Here is a 22,791-nt window from a genome sequence, read left to right as displayed (position 1 = left end):
GTCACTCTCCAGAAAGCTCGGCGAGCAGCATGCCCGCGCTGTTGGACTTGGATTTCCACAGACCGCGTTCCAGCGCCTCGGCCAGCCGGGCGGCGGTCTCGCGCAGGGCGGCGGGATTGGCGTCGGCCATGAAGGCGCGCACGGCCTCATCCTCGATGAAGGCGGCGTGGACGGCGTCGAAATGATGATCGCGTACCGCATGGGTGGTGGCGGCGAAGGCGAAGAGATAGTCGACCGAGGCGACGATCTCGAACGCGCCCTTGTAACCATGGCGCATGACGCCGGCGATCCATTTGGGGTTGGTGACGCGGGCGCGGACGATGCGGCCGATCTCGTCCTCCAGCGTGCGGATCACCGGCCGTTCCGGGCGGCTATGGTCATTATGATAGCTGAGCGGCTTGGCACCTTTAAGATGCTCGATGGCGGCGGCGATGCCCCCTTCGAACTGATAATAATCGTCGCTGTCGAGCAAGTCATGCTCGCGATTATCCTGGTTCTGGACGACCGCGTCGGCCTGGGCCAGGCGGGTGGCGAACAGGCTGCGTTCGCTGTCGCCCTCCACCCCTGCGCCATAGGCATAGCCGCCCCAGTCGAGATAGACGTCCGCCAGATCGGCGCGGCTGTGCCAGATCTTCTCGTCGATCATCGCCTGCAGTCCCGCGCCATAGGCGCCGGGTTTCGATCCGAACACGCGGGCACCGGCGCGGCGCGCGGCCTCCGCCGCATCGGCACCGTCCGCCACCAGCGCCGCCTGTTCGGCGCGATGCCGGGCGGCGGCGGGGTTATCCTCGTCCGGCTCATCGAGCGCCATCACCGCGCGGGCGGCGCTGTCGATAAGGTCGATCTGTTCGGGAAAGGCGTCGCGGAAGAAGCCTGAGACGCGCAAGGTCACGTCGACGCGCGGCCGACCCAACTCGGCCAGCGTCATCATCTCGAAGCCGACGACCCGCCCCGAACTCCATTCCCAGCGCGGCCGCACCCCCATCAGCGCCAGCGCCTGCGCAATATCATCGCCGCCGGTGCGCATGTTCGCCGTGCCCCAGGCGGACAGGGCGATGGCACGGGGATAGTCGCCCTCGCGCTGGAGATAATCGTCGACCAGCAATTGCGCCGATCGCTGGCCCAGATCCCAGGCGACCGCGGTCGGCACCGCGCGGGTATCGACCGAAAAGAAATTGCGCCCGGTCGGCAGCACGTCGGGCCGGCCGCGCGTCGGCGCGCCCGATGGCCCCGGCAGCACGAACCGCCCGTCGAGTCCCGCCAGCAGGGCCGCCGCCTCGCGCGGGCCACAGGCATCGACGCGCGGCGCCAGATCATCGGCGATCGCCGCCAGCACGGCGGCGCTAGCCGGGCCGACCGGCGCCGCGCCGTCGACCAGCGCCGCCGCCAGCAGTTCCAGCCGCTCGACCATGTCCCCATATGTGCGCCAGGCATCTGTGGATAAGTCGGCCAGCGCCGCCGGACGCGGCCCATGCCATGGCGCCCCCAGCACGCAATCGAGCGGATCGAAACCCAGCCCCAGATCATCGGCCAGCGCCCGCAGCAGCGACGCCTGCCCCGGATGCTCCAGGCCACGCGGGGTGCGCGCCAGCGCGATCAGCAGGTCGCGTCGCAGCCGCCCTTGCGGCGAAGCGGTGAAGACATGCAGCCCGTCGCGGATCTGCAATTCCTTCAGCTCACACAGATAATTGTCGATCGCGGCGAGCGCGTCGTCATCGTCGCCGGCGGCGCCGGCATCCTTGTCCAGCCCCTGGCTGCGGGCGAGGTCGATGATATCGCGGCGCAGCCGGTCGAGCCGGCGCGGGTCCATGCCAGCGGCAAGATAATATTCGTCCACCAGCGCTTCCAGCTGCTTGAGCGGCCCATAGCTTTCCGCCCGCGTCAGCGGCGGGGTCAGATGGTCGAGGATGACGGCGCCGATGCGGCGCTTGGCCTGTGTCCCCTCGCCCGGATCATTGACGATGAAGGGATAGAGTTGCGGCACCGGCCCGGCGCAGATTTCGGGGAAGCAGTCGGCCGAAAGCGACACCGCCTTGCCCGGCAGCCATTCCAGATTGCCATGCTTGCCGACATGGACCAGCGCCTGCGCGCCGAAGTCCTGCGCCAGCCAGACATGAAAGGCGAGATAGGCGTGGGGCGGCGGCAGCGCGGGGTCATGATAGCTGCTCTTGGGATCGATATTATAGCCGCGCGCCGGCTGCACCGCGATCGCGACATGGCCAAAGCGATGGACGGCAAGGCGAAACGCTCCGTCGCGCACGAAGGGATCGGCTTCCGGCGGTCCCCAGCGATCGACCATGGCGTCACGCGCGCTGTCGGGCAGAGCGGCAAGGGCCGCGCGATAGATATCGAGCGACAGGCGGACCTCGCCCGGCCGATCCAGCGACGCCCGATCATTGGTGACGCCGCCGGTCATCAGCCGCATCAGCGCGGCGCCGTCGCGCGGGGCGTCGCCGATCGCATAGCCGGCCTCACCCAGCCGGCACAGGATCGCGGCGGCGCTGGCCGGCGTGTCGAGACCCACGCCATTGCCGATCCGCCCATCGCGATTGGGATAATTGGCCAGCACCAGCGCGACCCGGCGCTCGGCCGGCGCAGTGCGGCGCAGTGCCGCCCAGTTGCGCGCCAGATCGGCGACGAAGGCGACCCGGTCGGGTGCCACGCGCGGTACGACGATGCCACACTGGGTGCGTTCATCGAACCGCTCGGCCGCCTTGAAGGCGACGGCGCGGGTGAAGAGGCGCCCGTCCACTTCCGGCAGGGCGACATTCATCGCCAGGTCGCGCGGGCCAAGGCCACGGGCGGACCCGCGCCAGCTGCCTTCCTCGACCCCGGCAAAGGCGGTCTGCAGGATCGAGCAGTCGGCCTGTTCCAAGATGCCCGGCACGCGCGGCTCGGACGACGACGAGGCGGCGAAGCTGGTCGCATTGACGATGATGTCGGGCGCGATGTCGGCCAGCAGCCCGCCGAGCCAGTCGCGCACGAACGGCTCGCGCAGCGCGCGGACATGCACGGCGGCAACGTTGAAGTCGCGCGCGCCAAGGGCCGCGACCATCGCATCGACCGCGCTCAGCGTGCCGGCGACCACCAAAGCGCGGTAGAAGATCAGCAGCGCCACCGGCCGCCCCTCGACCCAGGTCGCGCGCAGTTCCGCCACGCCGGGCCGGTCATGGCCGGGCAAATAGAGGCCCGCGTCGGCGATCGGCAGCGGATGATTGGGGTCGCCCGCATCCGCGCCGGTCAGCCGGGCGGCGCAGCGCAGGAAGGACAAAGCATTGGCGGTGCCGCCCTGGCGCAGATAGTCCCGCAACTGCTCGCGCATCGCCGCCGGCACGGTGGAGGCGAGGTCCAGCGCGGGATCGCCCTCGCGCCCGTCGGCGATCGCGGCGAAGGCGATGCCGCGTTCGCGCGCGACCTGCGCAATCTCGTCCACGCCATAGGGCCAATAGCTTTTGCCGCCGAGCAGGATGACGCAGACGAAGCGCGCCTTGGCGATCACCTTCTCGACATAGAGATCGACCGAATAGGGATGTTTGAGCTGCAGCAGATTGGCCAGCCGCACGGTCGGCGCGTCATCGGGCAGGCGCGCGGCGGCGGCGGCGAAACAGGCCAGGTCGCTGTCCGCCACGGTCAGGATGACGATGTCGCCGGGCGGCTGGTCGAGGTCGATCGCCTCCTCGCCGTCGCTGATCGTTCCCGGCGTGGCGGACAGAAGATGCATCAGCCGAGCACGGCCTGGATGTCGGCCTCGATCGCGGCGCGGTCCAGCCCCTTCTGGCCGATCACCACCAGCTGGGTGCGGCGCGCTTCCTGCGGCTGCCAGGGACGGTCGAAGAAATGCTGGATGCGCGGGCCGACCGCCTGCACGACGAGCCGCATCGGCTTGCCCGCGACCGCGACCATGCCCTTGACGCGCAGCACGTCATGGGTGGCGATCAGCGCGGACAGCGCCTCCACCAGCGTGTCGGGATCGACAACCGCATCGCCGCCGACGACGAAGCTGTCGAAATCATCATGGTCATGATCCTCGCCCTCCGCCTCATGGTGCGAGGGCCGGGCGTCGAGATCATCCTCCGCCGCCGCGACGATGCCCAGCAGCGCGCCGATATCGACCGCACCATGGGCGGCGCGGACGATCTTTACGCCGGGCCGCGTCTCGGCATCGACCTGCGCCTCGACCGCGGCCAGCGTGTCGGCATCGACCAGGTCGCTCTTGTTCAGCACCACCATATCGGCACAGGCGAGCTGATCCTCGAACAATTCCTCCAGCGGGCTGTCATGGTCCAGATTGGGATCGGCGGCACGCGCGGCGGCCAGCGCCGCCTCGTCGGTGGCAAAGCGACCGGCAGCGACCGCATCGGCGTCGATCAGCGCGACCACCCCGTCCACCGTGGCGCGGGTGCGGATGTCGGGCCACTGGAAGGCCTTGACCAGCGGCTTGGGCAGGGCCAGCCCCGACGTCTCGATGATGATATGGTCGGGCGGGCTCGGCCGGTCGAGCAGCGCGGTCATGGTCGGCAGGAAATCGTCGGCCACGGTGCAGCAGATGCAGCCATTGGCCAGCTCGACAATATCCTCTTCCGGGCAGGCGGCGTCGTTGCAGCCCTTCACCAGTTCGCCGTCGACGCCGACATCGCCAAATTCGTTGATGATGAGGGCCAGGCGGCGCCCCTTCGCATTTTCCAGCAGGTGGCGGATCAGCGTGGTCTTGCCCGCGCCCAGGAAGCCGGTGATGACGGTGGTCGGAATCTTGGCAGATGCAGTGTTGGCCATGACAAATACTCGCGCGCCGGAGCAACCGGGGCGGGAGCGAACCGGGCGCGAACGCACGGCCGGCCGGCATCGCGGACGGGCGCTTGTTCGCCCGCAGATGCGTGACCGCGCGGCTCCAGCCGCCAACCTGTCGCTCAGACGGAACACCGTGCCCCGGCCATCCCCTGGACCAAAGCAAGAGCGACCTAAACGCTGGCAGGTCTCCTGGCTTGCGGGTCATAGCGGGAGGAACGGCCTTCCCAGGCCTCGCATGATTTAGCGTCCGGCCCAGTGGCTGCTAATCCCGCATCGGGGACAGCCTTGTTCATCACGCTCGCCGCTCACAGTTGCAGGGACAGCTGCGGACTTGGATGCCATGGCATCCGCACCGCCTTCCCATTTTAAGCCCCCGTGGGGGCACCGGCGCGATCATGTCGGGACGATGCGAAGCGCCGTCCCTGGGCCGGTTCCTAGTCGCTTTGGGCAGCGGTGACAATCCAGCCATCGGCCATGGCGAGCGGCCAGGGCGTAAGGCGCTGGCCGACACAAGGGCCGCCGACGCAGGCGCCATCGTCGCGGCGGAACAGGGCGCCGTGCCAGCTACATCTTATATGGCTGCCATCCGGGGTCAGATAATCATCGAGCTGCTGCGCGAGCGGCAGGCCGGCATGGGGGCATTGATCGACAAAGCCGGCGACATGATCGCCATCCCGCACGGCAAAGCCATGGAAGCGGCCGGCGCGCATCTGCAGCACGAAATTGCGCGCCTTGCCATCGGCGATCTGCGCGATCGGGCAGAGGCGCACACCCGCCGGCGTCGCGAACAGGCGCGTGTCACTGACGCTCATATGTCAGAGTCGGGCTGGCGATCGGGGTGCGCGGCGGCAAAGGCGGGGAGCGCGCATGCCGCCGCGTCCACGGCGCACAGCCGCGGAAAGGGCGTCAGGTCGACGCCGAAGCGCCGGGCATTGTAGAGCTGGGGCACGATATGGCAGTCGGCGAAGCTGGGGCGGTCCCCGAACGCATAGGTGCCGCCGTGACGGGCGATCAGCGTTTCGAGCGCGGCGAAGCCCTCGCCGGTCCAGCGGCCGATCCAGGCGCGGACCTGATTCTCGCTGGCACCAAAATCCTGCCGCAGCGCCTGCAACACGCGCAGATTGCCGAGCGGATGGATATCGCAGGCGATGATGCCGGCCATGGCACGGACGATCGCGGCATCGCCGGGGTCGGCGGGCAGCAAGGACGGCTGCGGCCAGCGCGCTTCGATCCATTCCAGGATCGCGCCGCTCTGCGTCAGCACGCTGTCGCCATCGACCAGTGCGGGCACCAGCCCCTGCGGCGCCAGCGCCTGATAGTCGGGTGCCCGCTGCGCACCGCTGCGCAGGTCATGGGCGACCTGCGCATAGTCGACACCCTTCAGGGCCAGCGCGATCCGCACGCGATAGCTCGCGCTTGACCGCCAATAGCCATGAAGGGTGAGGTCGCTCATCGCGCCGGCACGATCATCGCGCGGCATTCGCCAAAGCCGATCGACACATGGCCGGGGGCCGACGCGGTGGCGCGCAATGTCACCTCGTCGCCATCCTCCAGGAAGCTGCGCGTCTCGCCCGATGGCAGGCTGATCGGCTCGCGGCCGCCGCTGCTGATTTCCATCAGGCTGCCATAGCCATCGCGCGTCGGGGCGGAGATGGTGCCGCTGCCCAGCAGGTCGCCCGGCATCAGGTTGCAGCCATTGGAGGCATGATGGGTGACGATCTGGCTGACGGTCCAGTACATGTTGCTCGCCGGCCCCTGGCTGAGCCGCATCGACGGCTGGCCCGCGTCGCGCATCGCCTGGGTGGAGAGATACACTTCCAAGGTCAGCGCCAGCGCGCCATGGGCCTGATCGTCGGCATCGCTGAGGTAAGGCAGCGGCGCGGGATCGCCTTCCGGCCGGGGCGGCTGGGCGATGCGGAACGGCGCCAGCGCCTCGGGCGTCACCACCCAGGGCGAGATGGTCGAATGGAAATTCTTGGCCAGGAAGGGCCCGAGCGGCTGATATTCCCACGCCTGGAAATCGCGCGCCGACCAGTCGTTGAGCAGGCAGAAGCCGGCGACATGATCGGCCGCCTCGCTGATGGGGATCGGGCTGCCCAGATCATTGCCGGCGCCGATCCACACGCCCAGTTCCAGCTCATAGTCGAGCCGGGCAGTCGGGCCGACCACAGGCACTTCGGCCTCGGGCGGCTTGCGCTGGCCGCGCGGACGGACCAACGGATCGCCCGACGGGCGAATCGAGGACGCCCGGCCATGATAGCCGATCGGCACATATTTATAATTGGGCAGCAACGGATTGTCGGGCCGGAACTGGCGGCCGATATTGTTGGCGTGATGGATGCCGACATAGAAGTCGCTATAGTCGCCGATCCGCGCCGGCAGGTGCAGCGTGCAGTCTGCGGCCCGGTGCAGCAGCGGCTCGACCGCCGGGCGATGGGCCGGGTCCGACAGCAATATGCTGATCCGGCGGCGCAGGGCGACCCGCTCCGCCACCGGCAGCGCCATCAGCGCATTGAGCTGATCTTCCAGCAGCGGCGCGCAGTCGATCAGCCCGGCACTGACGCAGGCGGCCAGGTCCAATATCGCGTCGCCGATCGCGACACCGGCGCGCGGCGAAGCTCCTGCGGGCGAAAACAGGCCATAAGGCAGATTCTGGATCGGGAAGTCGCCATGATCCTGCGCGCTGTCGACCCAGCTGGTGCGGGCGGGATCATGGGTCTCGTCTATGTGCCAATAGCTCATGGGGTCTCGTTCATCGGGGGAAGCTGGGCCTTGCGGAAGCCGGACCAGCACTCATCATAATCGGGCTGCAGCAGCGGGCTTTCCATCGCCCAGCGCGTGGGACGCAGCACCATCCGGCTTTCGAACATGAAGGCCATGGTGTCGGCGATGCGCTGAGGTGCCAGGTCGGCAGCGATCGCCTTGTCATAGCTCGCGCGGTCGGGGCCATGGCCGGCCATGCCATTGTGCAGCGACGCGCCGCCGGGCGCGAAACCGCCCGCCTTGGCATCATATTCGCCATGGATCAGCCCCATCAGCTCGCTCATCACATTGCGGTGGAACCAGGGCGGCCGGAACGTGTCCTCCGCCACCATCCAGCGCGGCGGGAAGATGACGAAATCGATATTGGCGGTGCCCGGCGTCTCGCTGGGCGAGGTCAGCACCGTGAAAATCGAGGGATCGGGATGGTCGAAACTGACCGTGTTGATCGTGTTGAAACGGGTGAGGTCATAGTGCAGCGGCGTCAGATTGCCGTGCCAGGCGACGACATCGAACGGGCTATGGTCCAGCATGGTTATCCACAGGCGGCCCATGAACTTCTGTATCAGGGCGAATGGCCGCTCGACATCCTCATAGGCCGCGACCGGCGCCTCGAAATCGCGGGGATTGGCGAGGCCATTGGCGCCGATCGGCCCCAGATCGGGCAATCGGAAGGGCGCGCCGTAATTTTCGCAGACATAGCCCCGCGCCGCGCCTTCGATCAGCTCGACCCGGAAGCGGACACCGCGCGGGATCAGCGCAATCTGCAACGGCGCGACGTCGATCACGCCCAACTCGGTGACGATGCGCAGCGCGCCCTGCTGCGGCACGATCAGCATCTCGCCATCTGCGCAGACGAAGGCGCGATCGACCATCGAGGCGGTCACGGCGTAGAGATGCACGGCGCAGCCTTGCCCGGCCGCGACATCGCCATTGCCGGCATAGCTGGTGAGGCTGTCGATGAAATCGACGTCATCCGCAGGCAGCGGCAGCGGGTTCCAGCGCAGCCGGTTGGGTGAGGGCGGCACTTCGTCGAACGGCGCGCTGCGCAGCAAGGCTGCAGCATCATAAGGCGCGAAGGATGGATGCGATGCCGCCGGCCGCATGCGATAGAGCCAGCTGCGCCGGTTCTCCGATCGTGGCGCGGTGAAGGCGGTGCCGGACAATTGCTCGGCATAGAGGCCATAGGGCACGCGCTGGGGCGAATTGCGCCCCATCGGCAGCGCGCCTTCCACCGCCTCGGTCGAAAAATGATTGCCGAAGCCGCTCATCATCCGGGGCGGCGCATCATTCATTGACGGTGATCACGCCGCGACGGATCTGGTCCAGCTCGATCGATTCATAGAGGGCTTGGAAATTGCCATTGCCAAAGCCTTCATTGCCCTTGCGCTGGATGATCTCGAAGAAGATCGGGCCGAACATCGTCTCGGTGAATATCTGCAGCAAGATGCCCTCCTCGCCGACATTGCCGTCGATCAGAATGCGGTTGCGCTTCAGACGTTCCAGATCCTCGCCATGGCCCGGCACGCGCTGGTCGACCAGCTCATAATAGGTCTCGATCGTGTCCTGCAGCCGCACCCCACGCGCGCGCAGCCGCTCGACCGTGTCATAGATATTGGCGGTGGTGAGAGCGATATGCTGGATGCCCTCGCCATTATAGTCGCGGATGAACTCCTCGATCTGGCTCTTGTCGTCCTGGCTCTCGTTCAGGGGAATGCGGATCGCCTTGTCCGGGGCGATCATCGCCTGGCTGAACAGGCCGGTCGCCTTGCCCTTGATATCGAAATATTTCTGCTCCTCGAAGCCGAAGAGGGTGCGGTAAAATTCGCTCCACACCCGCATCTGGCCGCGCTTCACATTGTGGGTCAGATGGTCGAGCAGGTCGAGGCCGACATTGTTGCGCGCTTCGGCTTCCCGCCAGCCGGGGAACTCGGCCCAGTCGGCATAGGGATCGCCGCCATCGGGCATGAAATAGAGATAGGATCCGCCAATCCCCTGGATCACGGTGTCATTCTCGTCCGTCGGCTTGCCACCATGGTCGAGCGCCCAGCGCAGCGCCGCATCGGGATCGGCAACGCGAAAGGCCATGGCGCTGGCCGAGGGGCCATGTTCGCCACGGAACGCAGCGACCCGCCCGGCATCGTCGCGATTGAGCATCAGGTTGATCCGCCCCTGCTTGTAGCGGGTGATATTCTTGGACGGGTGGCGGTGGGTCGCGGTGAAGCCCAGCTGCTCGAACTGCGCGGCCATCTTCTCGGGCTCGGGCGAGGTGAATTCGACGAACTCGAAGCCGTTGAGGCCCAGCGGGTTGGCGGGATCGATGGTCATGACGGGGTCCTCAGGCAGAAGGCAGATGCGGCGAAAGGCCGGCAACGAAGGCGGGGATGGTGTCGAGCCGCAGCCCGGCGATGTTGATGCGGCCATTGCCGGCCATGTAGATGCCATGGTCGGCGCGCATCGCGGCGACGGCGGCGGCGCTGACCGGTAGCATCGCGAACATGCCGCGCTGGCCGGCAATGGCGGCCAGCTGCGGATGGGCCGCGGCCAGCGCAGCGCGCAGCGCATTGATGCGGGTGCGCATCTGGTCCAGCTCGCTCATCCATTCGGCGCGCATCGCCGGCCGTTCCAGGATGGTGCGCACGATCGCCGCGCCATGATCGGGCGGCATCGACCAGATGCCGCGCGCCAGCGCGACGATGTTGGAGAAGGCCAGCGCGGTCAGCGCGGCATTCGCCCCCTGCACCCACAGCACGCCCACCCGCTCGCGATAGAGGCCGAAATTCTTGTCGCAGCTATAGGCGACCAGCGCATCGGGCACGGCGGCCAGCATCTGCCGCGTGGCAGCGGCGTCCGCCTCCAGCCCGTCGCCCAGACCCTGATAGGCGAGGTCGATGAACGGGATCAGGCCCCGCGCCGCGCACAGATCGGCGATCGCCGCCCATTGATCGGCGCTGAAATCGACGCCGGTCGGATTATGGCAGCAGCCATGGAGCAGCAGCACGTCGCCGGCCTGCGCAGCGGCCAGATCGGCAAGCATCGCGTCGAAATCGACCGCGCCGGCACCATCCAGGAAACGGTGCGAGGCCAGCGTCAGCCCGGCCTCGCGGAAGATCGGCGCATGATTGGGCCAGGTCGGATCGCCGATCCACACGGTGGCACCGGCGCGGGCGCGGGCGATGAGGTCGGCGCCCAGCCGCAGCGCGCCGGTGCCGCCCGGCGTCTGCACCCCGGCGATTCGGTCGGACCCGGCAAGCGGGCCAAAGACGATGGCGGCGAGCAGATCGACAAAGCCCGTGTCGCCCTCCGGCCCCAGATAGGATTTGCTGCCCTGCTCAGCCAGCAGCAGCGCTTCGGCGGCCTTCACCGCGCGCATCACCGGGGTCGCGCCCGCCTCGTCGCGATAGACGCCGACGCCCAGGTCGATCTTGTCGGTGCGCGGATCGGCGCGATATTGCGCGATCAGCCCCAGCAGCGCGTCGGGCGCCTGGCGATCGAGCGCACCGAACAGGGACCGGCCGGGCGCCGGGGCAAGAAGGGTCGTGTCTGTCATAGAACCTCAGAAGCGCGGGCACGGGCATAGGCCTGGGTGCCACGGGTGTAGATGATGTCGGTGTCGGTGATCGCGTCGGTGGCGAAATCGGGCTGCCCCGCCAGTTGCGCATAAAGCGGGGCGAAGTCGGTCTCGACCGTCTGGCGCAGCAGATCCTCGAAACTGTCGATGACGAAATAGCTCTGCTGGTAATCGTCGATCCGATAGCGGGTGCGCATCAGCCGCCTGAGATCGAAGCCGAGCCGATTGGGCGAGGGATCGTCGAGCGCGAAGACGGATTCGCCATAGGAGGAGACGATGCCCGCGCCATAGAGGCGCAGCCCCTCGGGCCGGCGAATGAGGCCGAACTCGACCGTGTACCAGTAGAGCCGGGCCAGCCGCTCGATCGCACCCAGGTCGGCGGCGCGCAGGCCACCCTGGCCATAGGCCTGCATATAGTCGGCGAAGACCGGGTTCGCAAGCAGCGGCACATGGCCGAAGACATCGTGGAAAATGTCCGGCTCCTGCAGATAATCGATCTGGTCGGGGGTGCGGATGAAGCGGCCGGCGACGAAGCGGCGATTGGCCAGATGCTCGAAGAAGATCCGATCCGGCACCAGCCCCGGCACGGCGACCACCTGCCAGCCGGTCGCCCGCATCAGCCGATCGGACAGCTCCTCGAAATTGGGGATGCCGGGGCGGTTGATGCGCAATATGTCGAGCCCGGCCATGAACTCGGGCACCACCCGGTCGGGCAGCATGGCGGACTGGCGCGCGAACAGCCTGTCCCACATCGCATGTTCAGCCGCGCTGTAGAGGTCCCACGCCTGCGGGATCGTCCAGTCGGCCGCAGCGCCTGTGGGCGGATCAAGCTCCTCTACCATCACGCCAATCTCTCACAGAGTCGGCGTAATTGCCTTTCAATCGGGCAGGATTTATGAAGGATTTTGGGAAATCAATTCACAGATCGGCGATATCATGAACAAATCCGTCAATCTCGATGCACTCGACCGCCGCATCGTCGCAGAGCTTCAGCGCGACGCCTCGCTCAGCAATGCGGACCTCGCCGAACGGGTCGGCAGCACCGCCCCGTCCTGCTGGCGGCGGATCCGGGCGCTGGAGGAGATGGGCGTGCTCAAGGGCGCAGTGCGCCTCGCCGATGCGGAGAAGCTGGGTCATGCCGTCAACATTTTGTGCAGCGTGCGGATGAAGAGCCACACCAGCGAAAGCGTCGATGCCTTCCACGCCTTTGTCGAGGCGCATCCGCAGATCATGGAATGCTACCTCATGTCAGGCGAATGGGACTATCTGATGCGGGTCGTGGCCTCCGACGTCGCCGATTATGAGCATTTCCTGATGCGCAACCTGCTCAAACACCCCTCGGTCGGCGGCGCCTCCTCCCACTTCGCCCTGTCGGTGACGAAATTCACCACGGTGCTGCCGGTGGGGGAAGCTGGACGGTAGGAAGAAAGCGGCCGGATTACTGCCCCGGCCGCCTTCCGATCTTCAGGCCATCAGCGCCTTTACCGCGTCGGCCACGCGCTCGGGCGAGACGATATAGGCGTCCTCCAGCACCTTGGCGAAGGGCACCGGCGACTTGGGCGCGCCCAGCCGGCGGACCGGGGCCTTCAACTGGCCGAACAGTTCCTCGGCAATGGTCGAGGCGATCTCGCCGCCCGGACCGAAGTCGCGCACGGCTTCATGCACCACCAGCGCCCGGCCGGTCTTGGCGACCGAGGCCAGCACCGCTTCCCGGTCCCAGGGCGATACGGTGCGCAGATCGACCAGCTCGACCGAAATGCCCGCCTCCGCCAGTGCCGACAATGCGGCCTGGCAGCGCAGCAGCTGCGACGACCAGGAGACGATGGTGATGTCGCTGCCTTCCTGCACGATTCGCGCCTTGCCGAGCGGGATCGGCGTCGCGACCTCATCTACCTCGCCCGGAATGAACAGGCTGCCGGCGGATTCGATGAAGATGCAGGGATCGGGGTCCTGGATGCAGGACAAGAGCAGCCCCTTGTAATCGGCCGGGGTCGAGGGCGCGACCACCTTGATGCCGGCGGTGTGGGCGAACCAGCCTTCCAGATGGTCGGCATGCTGGCCGGCGGTCTGCCAGCCCGCGCCGGTCAGGGTGCGGATGGTGATCGGCACCGTGCTCTGCCCGCCCGACATGAAGCGCAGCTTGGCGGCATGGTTGAAGATCATGTCCATGGCGACAGTGGTGAAGTTCATCAGCATGATCTCCGCCACCGGCTTGTAGCCGGCCAGCGCCGCGCCGATCGCCGCGCCGATGATCGCCTGTTCGGAAATCGGCGTCGATTTGACGCGATCGTCGCCGAAGCGGGTCGAGAGGCCAGCGGTCGCGCCGGTGACGCCGCCGCCCTCGCGGTCGGCGACATCCTCGCCCAGCACCAGCACCTTGTCATCCTCCGCCATCGCCTGGGCGAGCGCCGAATTGACGGCCTGGAGCGAGTTCATCTTCTTGGCCGTCATGCGGGCATCTCCTGGGCAAACACATCGCGGCGCAGTTCGTCGACCGACGGCAGCGGGCTCGCCAGCCCGAATTCCTGGGCGTCCTCGACCTCGGCCTCGATCTTCGCCTGCATCTCGGCCAGCTGATCCTCGGTCGCGTGGCCCTGTGCCACCAGCCATGCCTTGAAGGCGGGCAGCGGATCCTTGGCGATCGCCGCGGCCTTCTCCTCCTTGGTCATATATTTGTCGTCGTCGCCCAGGACGTGGCCCAGGAAGCGGAAGGTCTTGCATTCCAGCAGGGTCGGCCCTTCGCCCTCGCGGGCGCGGGTGATCGCTTCATGCGCGGCGGCATACATGGCGAGCGGATCATTGCCGTCGACGGTATGGCCGGGCATGCCGTAGCCGATCGCGCGCTTGGCGATGAAGTCGACCGAAGTGCCGTTCTCGTAGCGCGTATGTTCGGCAAAGCCGTTATTCTGGCACACGAAGATCACCGGCAGCTTCCACACCGATGCCAGGTTCAGCGCCTCGTGGAAGGCGCCGATGTTGGATGCGCCGTCGCCGAAATAGGCAATCGTCACCCGCTTCGATCCATCCAGCTTCGCCGCCCAGGCAAGGCCATTGGCGATCGGCATGGAGGAGCCGACGATGCCGGTCGTCACCATCACCCCGGTTTCGGGATGGGTAAGGTGCATCGGCCCGCCCTTGCCCTTGCAGGTGCCATCGACACGCCCGGCGATCTCCGCCCAGAGCGGACGCAGCGGCATGTCCTTCGCCACCATGTCGTGGATGCCGCGATAGATGGTGCAGATCTTGTCGTCGTCGGTCAGCAGCGACGAGATGGTCGCGGGGATCACTTCCTGCCCACGCGCCGAATAATAGGGCATGACCAGCCGCCCCAGGCGGATGGTCTTGCGGATCGCGTCGTCATTGCGCTCGATCCGGATCATGCGGCGGTAGATGTCCACCAGCGCTTCCTGGCTCGGCGCCGGGGCGTTGCTCAACTCTGCCATGGGTTCCTCGATGGCTATGGAATGTGCCCCCTGCATTGGCTGTCGGGCATCGGGGGTCAACTCGCCCCGGCGATATGTGCCCCCACGGCCCAAAAGGCGCGAAAATGCGTCGCTTTTCCGCGCGATTTCGCTCCACCGATATGCGGCCGGCGATGCTTGCAATGCGGTCCGATCGGCTCAAGCTGGCAGCAGGGAGAGCGCGCGATGACGAACATGCTGACCGCCGTCGCCAGGGGCGGCGAAGGGATTGAGGGGATCGCGATCCACAGCGTGCCGATCCCGGTTGCGGGCCCCGGCGAGGCGCTGGTGCGGCTCAAGGCAGCGACGCTCAATTTCCGCGACCTGATCATCGCCCGCGGCATGATGGCGGGGCTTGCCAAGGAACCCGACTATGTCCCCCTGTCCTGCGCCACCGGCGAGGTGGTCGCGGTCGGCGAGGGCGTATCGCATGTGAAGCCGGGCGACCGGGTCAACCCGATCTTCGCCCTGGGCTGGCTGGAGGGACGACAGCCGAGCATGGCGATGCTGGGCGGCAGCGCTGACGGCGTCGCCCGTCAATATGCGGCCTTTCCGGCCGAGAGCCTGTGCATCGTGCCGGATGCGCTCGGCGATCTGGAGGCGGCGACTTTGACCTGCGCCGGCCTCACCGCCTGGAACGCGCTGTTCCTGCCCCGCCCGATCCAGCGGGGCGAATGGATATTGTGCCAAGGCACCGGCGGCGTATCGATCGCGGCGCTGCAATTCGCCAAGGCGGCCGGCGCCCATGTCGCCATCACCTCCTCCTCCGATGCCAAGCTGGCGCGCGCCCGCGCGCTGGGCGCCGACATCAGCATCAATTATCGGACCGATCCCGACTGGCCGGCGGCGATCCGCCAGGCGCTGGGCGGACGCGGTGTCGACATCGTCGTCGATGTGGTCGGCGCCAGCCAGGTGGAAACCGCCGCATCGCTGCTCAACCCCGGCGGGGTGATCGCCGCGATCGGCATGCTGGGGTCCGATTTCAGCTGGCACCTCGCCGATGTCGGCGGCCATCCGGTCGCCCGCATCTCGGTCGGCAACCGCGCCGAGCATGAGGCCATGATGGCCTTTTGCGCGCAACATCGCATCCGGCCGGTGGTCGATGCGGTCTATGATCTCACCCGTCTGGCCGATGCCTGCCGCCATCTGGAAAGCGGCCAATTTTTCGGCAAGATCGGGATAAACCTACTCTAAATTCTGGAACGGACGCATGGACAAGAATGAAAAGGCGCGCGAGGCGGCCGAGCGCGTGCTGCAACTGGAGGCAGAGCTGGAGGCGGAGGGCGACGCCCGGACCGGCGGCGACGAACTCGCCCATTCGCGCGCGGTGCTGCACCAATGGGTCGATACGGTGGTCGCGGTCGTGGCCTCGCCGGGGGTCGGCCGCGTGACGCTGATCCACGCCGATGGCGGCCAGACCAAGATTGCTTCGCCCAGCCTGCCCTTCCTGCTCTCGCGTCCGGCCCGGTTCGATGCGCAGGATGAAAATTCTCCGCCCGACGCGGGTTGAAAGCAGCGGACGGCTTCCTATCTGTGAATGGTCCCGGCCAGCCCCCTCAGGCCGAGACATCTTACCAGGCCCCCGGCGCACTCCCCCCGCGTCGGGGGCAATGGTTTTCCGGGGCTATTCCCTTCCTGCGTTACTGATTGTCCAGCCCCGCCGCATGGCGCGCGGCGATATAGCCGAACACCATCGACGGTCCGATGCTGGCGCCCGCCGCGACATAGACATTGCCCATCACCGATGCGGTGGTGACGCCGGTGGCATAGAGGCCGGGGATCGGCGCGCCTGCGCCATCGACCACCCGCCCGCGTTCATCGGTGACGACGCCGCCATAGGTGCTGACATCGCCCGGCACGACCGGCACGGCGTAAAAAGGCCCCTTCTCGATCGAGCCCATGGAGCGCTCCGCGGAAAAGGGATCGCCCACGAAGCCGCAATTGTCATAGGCGCGCGCGCCGCGATCATAGTCCCCATCCTTGCCGGCAGCGACGAAGCCGTTCCAGCGTGCCACCGTCGCGGCCAGGGTGGCGGGATCGGCGCCGATGCTGGTCGCCAGCCCCTCGATCGTGTCGGCGCTGTGCAGATAGCCGCTTTCGACCCAGCCTTCGGGAATCGCCTTGTCGATGAAGCGGCCGGCAACGGCATAGAGTTCGACATATTGACGGTCCAGGATCGCCCAGCTGGGCACCGCCGGCACCACCGCGTTCCGCCGGACCATCGTCTCGCAATAAAGCTCGTAACTGCCCCCTTCGTTCATGAAGCGGGTGCCGCCCTGATCGACCAATATGGCGTGCGGCTTGCCAGTCATCGACTGGGCGCCGGGCGCGACATAGCCCTTGTCCCAGCCGGGCGCGGGGGTCAGCTGATAGCCGACCATCTGATCCATCTGCGCCAGCCGGCCGCCGATCCGCTCCAGTTCCTGCTGCATCTCGCCGGTGTCGCCCTCAGGCGTCTGCGACCATTCGGCGCGGGTGCCGGGCATGTAGCGGTCGCGCATCGCCTGATTGCGGGCAAAGCCGCCGGCATTGACCAGCACGCCCAGCCGCGCGCCGATCCGCCAGGGCTTGCCGTCCTTCACCGTGACGACGCCGGTGGCGATCCCCTCCTGCACGACGATCTCGCTTACCGGCGTATCGGTGCGGACATCGGCGCCGGCGGCCAGCACGGCTTTCAGCATCCGCCCCTGCAGCGCGGCCCCGGCGGTGGTATATTTGCGGCCCAACAGCTTGTCGCGAATGGTGCGCAACGCGATCTTCGCCATCAGCTTGCCCGATGCCTTGTTGGTCCGGCGATGGCCCTGCGCCTCCATCCCCTCGACCAGCGTGACGTTGAATTCGGCAAAGCCCTGGCGCAGCCGGTCGGCCCAGTCGCCCAGTTCCTTGCGGTTGAAGGGCCTGGCCACCACGGTGCGCGACGTCTTGCAGCCACCGGGCTGCTCATCATAATAATCCGGCCAGAAGGTCGAACCGCGTTGCAGCGCGATCCCCTGATCCACCAGAAAATCGACCGCGCGCGGCGCCTGCGTCACATAGGCCAGCCTTTTCTCGCGTGAAGTGCCCGGCGCCGGATGGCCATCGAGCGCCTGCAGCGCGTCGAGATAGGTCATCGCTGCCTCGGCACTGTCCGCCTCGCCATCGGCTGCCATGAAACGGTTGGCGGGAATCCACATGACGCCGCCCGACTTGGCGGTGGTGCCGCCGATCTTGTCGGTCTTTTCCAGGATGACGACCGACTTGCCGGCCTGGCACATGACCAGCGCCGAACTCATCGACCCGGCGCCGCTGCCCACGACCACCCAGTCGAATATCTCGTCGAACCCGTCCATGCGCCGCTCTCCCTTTTCTGTGCGTCCGGGCTATCGTGCCGGGGCGATGATGGGGAGGGCGCAGCCACGCTCATCGCCACGGCGACGTTCGCGCTGCGCGGCGCCATGCTAGAGCAGGCCGCAAGGAGAGACGCATGAGCCATGACCTGCCCGATTATCGCACCATCCTGCTGGAGCGGCGGGGGCGCCTATTGGTGATGACGCTCAACCGGCCGGAAGCACTGAACGCGGTCAATCTCGACCTGCATGACGAACTGCCCGAGGCACTGGCCTTTGCCGGGCGCGACAATGGGTCGGACGTGGTGGTGCTGACCGGCGCGGGCCGCGCCTTCTCCGCTGGTGGCGACATCGCCCATATGGAGCATAATGCCGCCAATCCGCATCTGTTCGATCATGAGGCGCGGCAGGCGAAGCGGATCGTCTCCGCCCTGCTCGACATCGAAAAGCCGGTGGTGTGCCGGATGAACGGCCATGCCGTGGGGCTGGGCGCGTCGATCGCCTTGCTGTGCGACATCATCTTTGCCGCCGAGGGGGCGAAGATCGGCGACCCGCATGTCGGCATCGGCCTGGTCGCCGGCGATGGCGGCGCGGTCATCTGGGCGCAGCGGATCGGCCTTGCCAAGGCGAAGGAATATCTGCTGACCGGCGAATTGCTGAGCGCGGCCAAGGCGGCGGAGATCGGCCTCATCAACCATTGCCTGCCGGCCGATCAGCTGGACGGGGCGGTCGATGCCTTCTGCGCCAAACTGCTGGCCGGGGCGCCCAATGCGATCCGCTGGACCAAGATATTGACCAACATGGAATTGAAGCGGATCGCCGGCGCCGTGATGGAAGCCGGCATCGCCTATGAATCGCTCAGCGTCCGCACCGCCGATCATCGCGAGGGCATCGCCGCGCTGAAAGAGAAGCGGACACCGAAATTTACAGGGCGATAGAAGGCCACTGATCGATGCGTAGGCGACAGCCTTCTTCATACCGTCATCCCAGCGAAGGCTGGGATCTCTCTTTTCTTTCAAGCCCATCGCAAAAAGAAGAGAGATGCCAGCCTTCGCTGGCATGACGAACGGTGGTGGCGCGTCAGATAATATCCGCCACGCGCACCCAGCGGCGTTCGGCGCTGGAGATGCGGATCGCTTCCTGGATGCGTTCGACCTCGAGCGCGCGGGCGAAGTCCGGGGCTGCGGCGCCGCCACCTTGGATCGCATCCACCATGGCCTGCATCGACAGCGCCATCGGGTAGCTGGGCTGGGGCTCGCTCTGCCAGTCGAGGGCGATGCCGGGCGTCGTCTTGAACGCGTCAGCCAGCGCCACATCCTCCAGCGTGCCGCCCAGTTGCCCCGCGCGCAGCGTGCAGTCGCGCGCGGTCGGGAAAGTGGGCGAAGTGGAGACCATCCGGCCCTTGTCGCCGAACAGGTCGAGCAGGAAACCGTCGTGCAGCGCCATGCTCCAGCTGATCTGCATCTGCAGCACCAGCCCGCTTTCGAAGCGCAGGATGACATTGGCGAGATCGGTGGTTTCGGGCGTGATGGTGTCGCCGTCCGGGAAGGTCCAGCGCTTGAGTATCTGGCTGTCGTCGGCGACCAGTTCGGCGATCGGACCGAGCAGGTGGAGCAGCAGATAGAGCGCATGGCTGCCATTGTTGCGCACCGCCGACACACCCTGCCCGGCCTGCGCGAACCAGTTATAGGGGAACAGCTTGTTGGGCTGGTTGAACAGCGAGATGTTGAAATGACAGGTGCCGCCGAGCGGCGGGCCGATATGGCCATCGTCCAGCATCGCCTTCATCTGCCGCAGGGCGGGCAGATATTGCGAGAAGGCGTCGACCACGCCGATGCTGGTGCCGCCTTGCCAGGCCGTGTTGATCGCCTTGCCCCCGGCCCAGTCGGGGGCGTGGGGGCTGGCATTATAGACATGTTTGCCATGGGCGAGCGCGGCCAGCACCATCGGCAGGCGGACGCTGGGCCGGGTGCCGAGGTCGACAATGTCGATGTCGGGATCGGCGCACATCTCCTGCGCATTCCAGAAGGCGCGCGGCAGGCCGAGCCGCTGCTGCGCGGCGCGAGCCGTCTCCTCGCGCGAGGTGCAGATCGCCGTTACCTCGACGCCGGGAATGGCGCGCCAGGCAGGCAGATGCGCGAAGGCGCCCCAGGCGGCGCTGACGATGCCGACGCGCAGCACCATCTTATTCGATCGTGCCCAGAACGGTGCCGACCTCATAGGTTTCGCCCGGCTGGGCGATGATGCGCAGCGTGCCGCTGGCCGGGGCCTCGACCTCGTTCGCCGACTTGTCGGCTTCCAGCAGATAGAGCGGCTGGCCCTCGGTAACGGTCGCGCCGTCTTCGGCCAGCCATTCGGCAATCTGCGCCTCGGTCATGGAAAAGCCGATCTTGGGCAGCAGGATGTCGGTGGCCATGGTGTGTCCCCTTTGAAACAGCGAATATCTGTTCCCCTGCTATCGCGCCTTTGCCGGCGGACAATGCGCAAAAGCGGCCCGCCGCCGCCATATCACCGGCGCGATAGAAGGGCGGGGATCAGTAACCGCGCGTGTCGGTCCAATTGTCACTTTCGCCCGGCTTGAAGGTCTTGCCCGGCGTCCTGCCCGATCCGGTCTTGAGGTCGAAGCCGATCGGGTCGGCCCCACCCTCGATGCCGACGCCGAAGGAGGAGAGCGCCCAACTGGTCATGACATAATGGCCGATCGAAAAGACCAGATCCATCTTCTGCCGCGTGTCGAAATGAGCGCCCAGCCCGTCCCAGGTGGCATCGCTGATCTTGCCATCCTCGATCAGTTCGTCGACCGAGCGCAGCACCAGCGCATCTTGCTCCGCCCAGTCGCCGCCTTCGGGAAAATCGCGGATCGCGCCGATTTCCTCCAGCGTGATGCCGGCGTTGAGCGCATAGCCGACATGATTATGCCACTCATAGGCCGAGTTCACCCGCCAGGCGACGCGCAGGATCAGCAGTTCGAGCGCACGCGTCGACAGGCTGTTCGCCATCAGCAGATGCTTGCCCCAGATATTATAGACCTTCCCCAGCGGCGGATGGTTGGCCATCACCATCATGACATTGGTCTTGGACCCTTCCTCCCAGGCATTGGGTTCGCCCCAGAAGGCGAAAACCTCGCGCGCGTCGTCGGTCCACTGGTCGCGCGGCAGATGGGAAATACGGGGGGTGATGTCGGTCATGATGCGTCCTTGATGGAGAATCTCAAAGTCCCTCGACCAGCAGCACGCGATAGGGCGCTGCCTTCATCCGATAGGGCAAGGCCGCCTGATATTCGGCGCTGTCATACCAGGCGCGGGCCTTGGCGGCGTCGGGAAATTCCAGGATGATCGCGCCGTCCGCGCCGTCGCCTTCCAGCAATTGCTGCGCGCCATAAACGGCGAGCGGACGGATGCCGTAATGGGCGACGAAGGTCGCGGCATTGGCGCGGTTCATCGCGCTATAGGTATCCATCGCTTCCTGATCGGCGATCGGGCCTTCGCGGGTGACGATCATATAGGCGGGCATCGGCAGCGTTCCTCGCGTCAGTGGATGGCGGCGGGCATAACGCTGCGGTCCCAGCCGCCGGCCGCGGCGAAATCCTTGCGGCAACTGCGGCTGGCGAACCAGGCGAGGATGGTGCTGGGAATGCCGACCAGCAGCGCCCAGCGCATCGCCATGCCGAGCGAATCCTCGCCATAGACCGGGCGCAGCGCATCGCTGAGCGCGCCCACCAGCACCGGTCCGCCACCCAGGCCGACGACCTGGATCGACACCATCAGCACCGCGATCGCAGTGGCGCGCGAGCGCGAGGGCACCAGCCCCGCCACCACCGCCATCAGCGGCGCGGCGGAGAGGCCGCCCAGCAGCATGTTGAGGCCATAGAGCGGGAAGACCCGCTCGCCCGGACCGGTGAGGATCATCCAGCCTATCGCGGTGGCGCAGGCGCCCGACAACATCAGGATCCAGACATACCAGCGCATATCCCGGCGGCCGAGATAGTCGGCCAGCGGTCCGCCCAGCGTATGACCGATGGCTGAGCCGAAAAAGAGCGCGCCGCCCATCTGCAACCCGGCCTGGCTGGCCGGCATGCCATGGGTCCGTTCCATGAAGGCCGGCGCCCAGCTGATGAAGCCCATGGTCAGCAGCGCATTGAGCGACGCGGCGGCAATCAGCGGCGGCAGGGTGCGGATGGCCAGCAATTCGCGCGCAGTCTGGAGGAAGGGCACGGGCCGCGCCTGCTCGGCCGAGGCACCGTCGGCCAGGCCCGATCGGCTGTCGCGCAGGGTGAACCAGACGATCGGCGCCAGGATGAAGCCGGGGATGGAGGCGAAGATCAGCGTCTCGCGCCAGCCATAGGCCTGCACCGCCCAGCCGCCGACGGCCGGGCCGAGGAAGGTTCCGAGCGAGGCGCCGAGCAGGAAGATGGACAGCGCGGTCGCGCGCTGGCGGATCGGGAAAAGATCGGCAATCCAGGCCTGGGACGGCGGGGTGAAGCCGCCTTCGCCAAGGCCGATGCCGGCGCGGCCGATCAGCAATATCCAGAAGCTCTTCGCCAGACCGCAGACGATGACGGCGGCGCTCCACACCGTGGCGGCGATGGCGACGATCTTGCGTTTCGACCAGCCATCGGCCAGCCGCGCCAGCGGGATGATGGCGAGGATATAGACGATCGCGATGATCATGTCCTTGGCCATGCCGATCGCGGCGTCGGACAGGCCCAGTTCGTGGCGGATCGGCTCCACCATCACCACCATCAGATAGCGTTCGCCCTGAACCGAAGCCGACACCAGCACCATCAGCAGCAGGAAATAGGCGCGATAGGCCATGGAGGGCAGCGCTTCGGGCGGCGTGACGGCGGAAGCCGTGTCGAAATGCGGGTCGCTGTCTGCCATGCGCT

The 22,791-nt window shown here is 66.9% G+C and carries 21 protein-coding genes and 1 riboswitch; of the genes, 4 read left to right on the top strand and 17 right to left on the bottom strand.

Translation table 11 applies throughout. From position 1 onward, the window contains the following. Position 1: 1 nt before the first annotated feature. The 9 genes from cobN to phhA all read right to left on the bottom strand — a co-directional run bounded on the left by cobN (position 2) and on the right by phhA (position 11,961). Positions 2-3,721, bottom strand: coding sequence for a cobaltochelatase subunit CobN (gene cobN, locus DIZ22_RS18610; RefSeq protein WP_048936724.1), 3,720 nt, complete (start codon positions 3,719-3,721; stop codon positions 2-4). Continuing rightward, positions 3,721-4,773 carry a cobalamin biosynthesis protein CobW gene (gene cobW / locus DIZ22_RS18605; protein WP_037519491.1) on the bottom strand — a complete coding sequence of 351 codons (1,053 nt, stop codon included), beginning with the start codon at positions 4,771-4,773 and terminating at the stop codon, positions 3,721-3,723. Before cobW ends, cobN begins: the two co-directional genes overlap by 1 nt. 176 nt (positions 4,774-4,949) lie before the next feature. Continuing rightward, positions 4,950-5,192: riboswitch (cobalamin riboswitch) on the bottom strand. Between the two features lie 30 nt (positions 5,193-5,222). After that, on the bottom strand, positions 5,223-5,600 hold the full coding sequence (locus tag DIZ22_RS18600) for a Rieske (2Fe-2S) protein (protein ID WP_048936725.1): 378 nt from the start codon (positions 5,598-5,600) through the stop codon (positions 5,223-5,225). Further along, positions 5,597-6,241 carry a maleylacetoacetate isomerase gene (maiA, locus tag DIZ22_RS18595; protein ID WP_048936856.1) on the bottom strand — a complete coding sequence of 215 codons (645 nt, stop codon included), beginning with the start codon at positions 6,239-6,241 and terminating at the stop codon, positions 5,597-5,599. Before maiA ends, DIZ22_RS18600 begins: the two co-directional genes overlap by 4 nt. Beyond that, positions 6,238-7,530: a fumarylacetoacetase gene (fahA, locus tag DIZ22_RS18590; protein ID WP_048936726.1), complete on the bottom strand. Its 1,293-nt coding sequence runs from the start codon at positions 7,528-7,530 to the stop codon at positions 6,238-6,240. The genes maiA and fahA overlap by 4 nt, the downstream gene beginning before the upstream one ends. Further along, positions 7,527-8,843, bottom strand: a complete 1,317-nt coding sequence (gene hmgA, locus DIZ22_RS18585) for a homogentisate 1,2-dioxygenase (protein WP_048936727.1) — start codon at positions 8,841-8,843, stop codon at positions 7,527-7,529. Before hmgA ends, fahA begins: the two co-directional genes overlap by 4 nt. Next, positions 8,836-9,876, bottom strand: a complete 1,041-nt coding sequence (gene hppD / locus DIZ22_RS18580) for a 4-hydroxyphenylpyruvate dioxygenase (protein WP_048936728.1) — start codon at positions 9,874-9,876, stop codon at positions 8,836-8,838. Before hppD ends, hmgA begins: the two co-directional genes overlap by 8 nt. Positions 9,877-9,886: 10 nt before the next feature. Beyond that, positions 9,887-11,098, bottom strand: coding sequence for an amino acid aminotransferase (locus DIZ22_RS18575; protein WP_048936729.1), 1,212 nt, complete (start codon positions 11,096-11,098; stop codon positions 9,887-9,889). Continuing rightward, entirely contained in the window at positions 11,095-11,961 is an 867-nt protein-coding gene (phhA, locus tag DIZ22_RS18570) for a phenylalanine 4-monooxygenase (RefSeq protein ID WP_048936730.1), read from the bottom strand. The genes DIZ22_RS18575 and phhA overlap by 4 nt, the downstream gene beginning before the upstream one ends. Positions 11,962-12,055: 94 nt before the next feature. Here phhA and DIZ22_RS18565 point away from each other — a divergent pair, with 94 nt between their 5' ends. Continuing rightward, positions 12,056-12,541 carry an Lrp/AsnC family transcriptional regulator gene (locus DIZ22_RS18565; RefSeq protein ID WP_004209492.1) on the top strand — a complete coding sequence of 162 codons (486 nt, stop codon included), beginning with the start codon at positions 12,056-12,058 and terminating at the stop codon, positions 12,539-12,541. A gap of 42 nt (positions 12,542-12,583) precedes the next feature. Here DIZ22_RS18565 and DIZ22_RS18560 read toward each other — a convergent pair whose 3' ends face one another. After that, positions 12,584-13,570 (bottom strand): transketolase C-terminal domain-containing protein, encoded by a 987-nt coding sequence (locus DIZ22_RS18560; RefSeq protein ID WP_048936731.1) that lies wholly within the window; start codon positions 13,568-13,570, stop codon positions 12,584-12,586. Then, positions 13,567-14,562 carry a thiamine pyrophosphate-dependent dehydrogenase E1 component subunit alpha gene (locus DIZ22_RS18555; protein WP_026108932.1) on the bottom strand — a complete coding sequence of 332 codons (996 nt, stop codon included), beginning with the start codon at positions 14,560-14,562 and terminating at the stop codon, positions 13,567-13,569. Before DIZ22_RS18555 ends, DIZ22_RS18560 begins: the two co-directional genes overlap by 4 nt. Before the next feature lie 204 nt (positions 14,563-14,766). Here DIZ22_RS18555 and DIZ22_RS18550 point away from each other — a divergent pair, with 204 nt between their 5' ends. Then, positions 14,767-15,774 (top strand): NAD(P)-dependent alcohol dehydrogenase, encoded by a 1,008-nt coding sequence (locus DIZ22_RS18550; protein WP_048936732.1) that lies wholly within the window; start codon positions 14,767-14,769, stop codon positions 15,772-15,774. 16 nt (positions 15,775-15,790) lie between these two features. Next, on the top strand, positions 15,791-16,090 hold the full coding sequence (locus tag DIZ22_RS18545; protein ID WP_004209488.1) for a hypothetical protein: 300 nt from the start codon (positions 15,791-15,793) through the stop codon (positions 16,088-16,090). 130 nt (positions 16,091-16,220) lie between these two features. Here the strand turns inward: DIZ22_RS18545 and DIZ22_RS18540 are convergent, their stop codons facing one another. Then, a complete protein-coding gene (locus tag DIZ22_RS18540) occupies positions 16,221-17,909 on the bottom strand; it encodes an FAD-dependent oxidoreductase (protein ID WP_122928512.1) in 1,689 nt (562 codons plus the stop codon). Positions 17,910-18,043: 134 nt separating this feature from the next. On the opposite strand from DIZ22_RS18540, the gene DIZ22_RS18535 reads away from it, so the two are divergent. Continuing rightward, the gene (locus tag DIZ22_RS18535) at positions 18,044-18,844 is read left to right on the top strand and encodes an enoyl-CoA hydratase/isomerase family protein (protein ID WP_048936734.1); all 801 of its coding nucleotides are present in this window, start codon (positions 18,044-18,046) and stop codon (positions 18,842-18,844) included. Positions 18,845-18,986: 142 nt separating this feature from the next. Here the strand turns inward: DIZ22_RS18535 and DIZ22_RS18530 are convergent, their stop codons facing one another. From DIZ22_RS18530 to DIZ22_RS18510, 5 genes are all read right to left on the bottom strand, one after another. Further along, entirely contained in the window at positions 18,987-20,090 is a 1,104-nt protein-coding gene (locus tag DIZ22_RS18530) for a Gfo/Idh/MocA family oxidoreductase (RefSeq protein WP_048936735.1), read from the bottom strand. A gap of 1 nt (position 20,091) precedes the next feature. Beyond that, positions 20,092-20,322, bottom strand: coding sequence for a biotin/lipoyl-containing protein (locus DIZ22_RS18525; protein WP_004209482.1), 231 nt, complete (start codon positions 20,320-20,322; stop codon positions 20,092-20,094). A 118-nt stretch (positions 20,323-20,440) separates the two neighbouring features. Further along, positions 20,441-21,094 (bottom strand): carboxymuconolactone decarboxylase family protein, encoded by a 654-nt coding sequence (locus DIZ22_RS18520; protein ID WP_004209481.1) that lies wholly within the window; start codon positions 21,092-21,094, stop codon positions 20,441-20,443. Positions 21,095-21,116: 22 nt separating this feature from the next. After that, positions 21,117-21,419 carry a DUF1330 domain-containing protein gene (locus tag DIZ22_RS18515; RefSeq protein ID WP_037508193.1) on the bottom strand — a complete coding sequence of 101 codons (303 nt, stop codon included), beginning with the start codon at positions 21,417-21,419 and terminating at the stop codon, positions 21,117-21,119. A gap of 17 nt (positions 21,420-21,436) precedes the next feature. Continuing rightward, positions 21,437-22,786, bottom strand: a complete 1,350-nt coding sequence (locus DIZ22_RS18510; protein ID WP_235654623.1) for an MFS transporter — start codon at positions 22,784-22,786, stop codon at positions 21,437-21,439. Positions 22,787-22,791: the final 5 nt, after the last annotated feature.

The sequence above is a fragment of the Sphingobium sp. LF-16 genome (genome assembly GCF_003711185.1).
Lineage (GTDB): Bacteria > Pseudomonadota > Alphaproteobacteria > Sphingomonadales > Sphingomonadaceae > Sphingobium > Sphingobium yanoikuyae_A.
This window is presented reverse-complemented; position numbering and strand designations above follow the sequence as displayed.

What these genes read in the sequence shown, in the direction of transcription:
- cobN (WP_048936724.1), bottom strand. Translation starts at nt 3,721, where the DNA reads ATGCATCTTCTGTCCGCCACGCCGGGAACGATCAGCGACGGCGAGGAG.
- cobW (WP_037519491.1), bottom strand. Translation starts at nt 4,773, where the DNA reads ATGGCCAACACTGCATCTGCCAAGATTCCGACCACCGTCATCACCGGC.
- DIZ22_RS18600 (WP_048936725.1), bottom strand. Translation starts at nt 5,600, where the DNA reads ATGAGCGTCAGTGACACGCGCCTGTTCGCGACGCCGGCGGGTGTGCGC.
- maiA (WP_048936856.1), bottom strand. Translation starts at nt 6,241, where the DNA reads ATGAGCGACCTCACCCTTCATGGCTATTGGCGGTCAAGCGCGAGCTAT.
- fahA (WP_048936726.1), bottom strand. Translation starts at nt 7,530, where the DNA reads ATGAGCTATTGGCACATAGACGAGACCCATGATCCCGCCCGCACCAGC.
- hmgA (WP_048936727.1), bottom strand. Translation starts at nt 8,843, where the DNA reads ATGAATGATGCGCCGCCCCGGATGATGAGCGGCTTCGGCAATCATTTT.
- hppD (WP_048936728.1), bottom strand. Translation starts at nt 9,876, where the DNA reads ATGACCATCGATCCCGCCAACCCGCTGGGCCTCAACGGCTTCGAGTTC.
- DIZ22_RS18575 (WP_048936729.1), bottom strand. Translation starts at nt 11,098, where the DNA reads ATGACAGACACGACCCTTCTTGCCCCGGCGCCCGGCCGGTCCCTGTTC.
- phhA (WP_048936730.1), bottom strand. Translation starts at nt 11,961, where the DNA reads ATGGTAGAGGAGCTTGATCCGCCCACAGGCGCTGCGGCCGACTGGACG.
- DIZ22_RS18565 (WP_004209492.1), top strand. Translation starts at nt 12,056, where the DNA reads ATGAACAAATCCGTCAATCTCGATGCACTCGACCGCCGCATCGTCGCA.
- DIZ22_RS18560 (WP_048936731.1), bottom strand. Translation starts at nt 13,570, where the DNA reads ATGACGGCCAAGAAGATGAACTCGCTCCAGGCCGTCAATTCGGCGCTC.
- DIZ22_RS18555 (WP_026108932.1), bottom strand. Translation starts at nt 14,562, where the DNA reads ATGGCAGAGTTGAGCAACGCCCCGGCGCCGAGCCAGGAAGCGCTGGTG.
- DIZ22_RS18550 (WP_048936732.1), top strand. Translation starts at nt 14,767, where the DNA reads ATGACGAACATGCTGACCGCCGTCGCCAGGGGCGGCGAAGGGATTGAG.
- DIZ22_RS18545 (WP_004209488.1), top strand. Translation starts at nt 15,791, where the DNA reads ATGGACAAGAATGAAAAGGCGCGCGAGGCGGCCGAGCGCGTGCTGCAA.
- DIZ22_RS18540 (WP_122928512.1), bottom strand. Translation starts at nt 17,909, where the DNA reads ATGGACGGGTTCGACGAGATATTCGACTGGGTGGTCGTGGGCAGCGGC.
- DIZ22_RS18535 (WP_048936734.1), top strand. Translation starts at nt 18,044, where the DNA reads ATGAGCCATGACCTGCCCGATTATCGCACCATCCTGCTGGAGCGGCGG.
- DIZ22_RS18530 (WP_048936735.1), bottom strand. Translation starts at nt 20,090, where the DNA reads ATGGTGCTGCGCGTCGGCATCGTCAGCGCCGCCTGGGGCGCCTTCGCG.
- DIZ22_RS18525 (WP_004209482.1), bottom strand. Translation starts at nt 20,322, where the DNA reads ATGGCCACCGACATCCTGCTGCCCAAGATCGGCTTTTCCATGACCGAG.
- DIZ22_RS18520 (WP_004209481.1), bottom strand. Translation starts at nt 21,094, where the DNA reads ATGACCGACATCACCCCCCGTATTTCCCATCTGCCGCGCGACCAGTGG.
- DIZ22_RS18515 (WP_037508193.1), bottom strand. Translation starts at nt 21,419, where the DNA reads ATGCCCGCCTATATGATCGTCACCCGCGAAGGCCCGATCGCCGATCAG.
- DIZ22_RS18510 (WP_235654623.1), bottom strand. Translation starts at nt 22,786, where the DNA reads ATGGCAGACAGCGACCCGCATTTCGACACGGCTTCCGCCGTCACGCCG.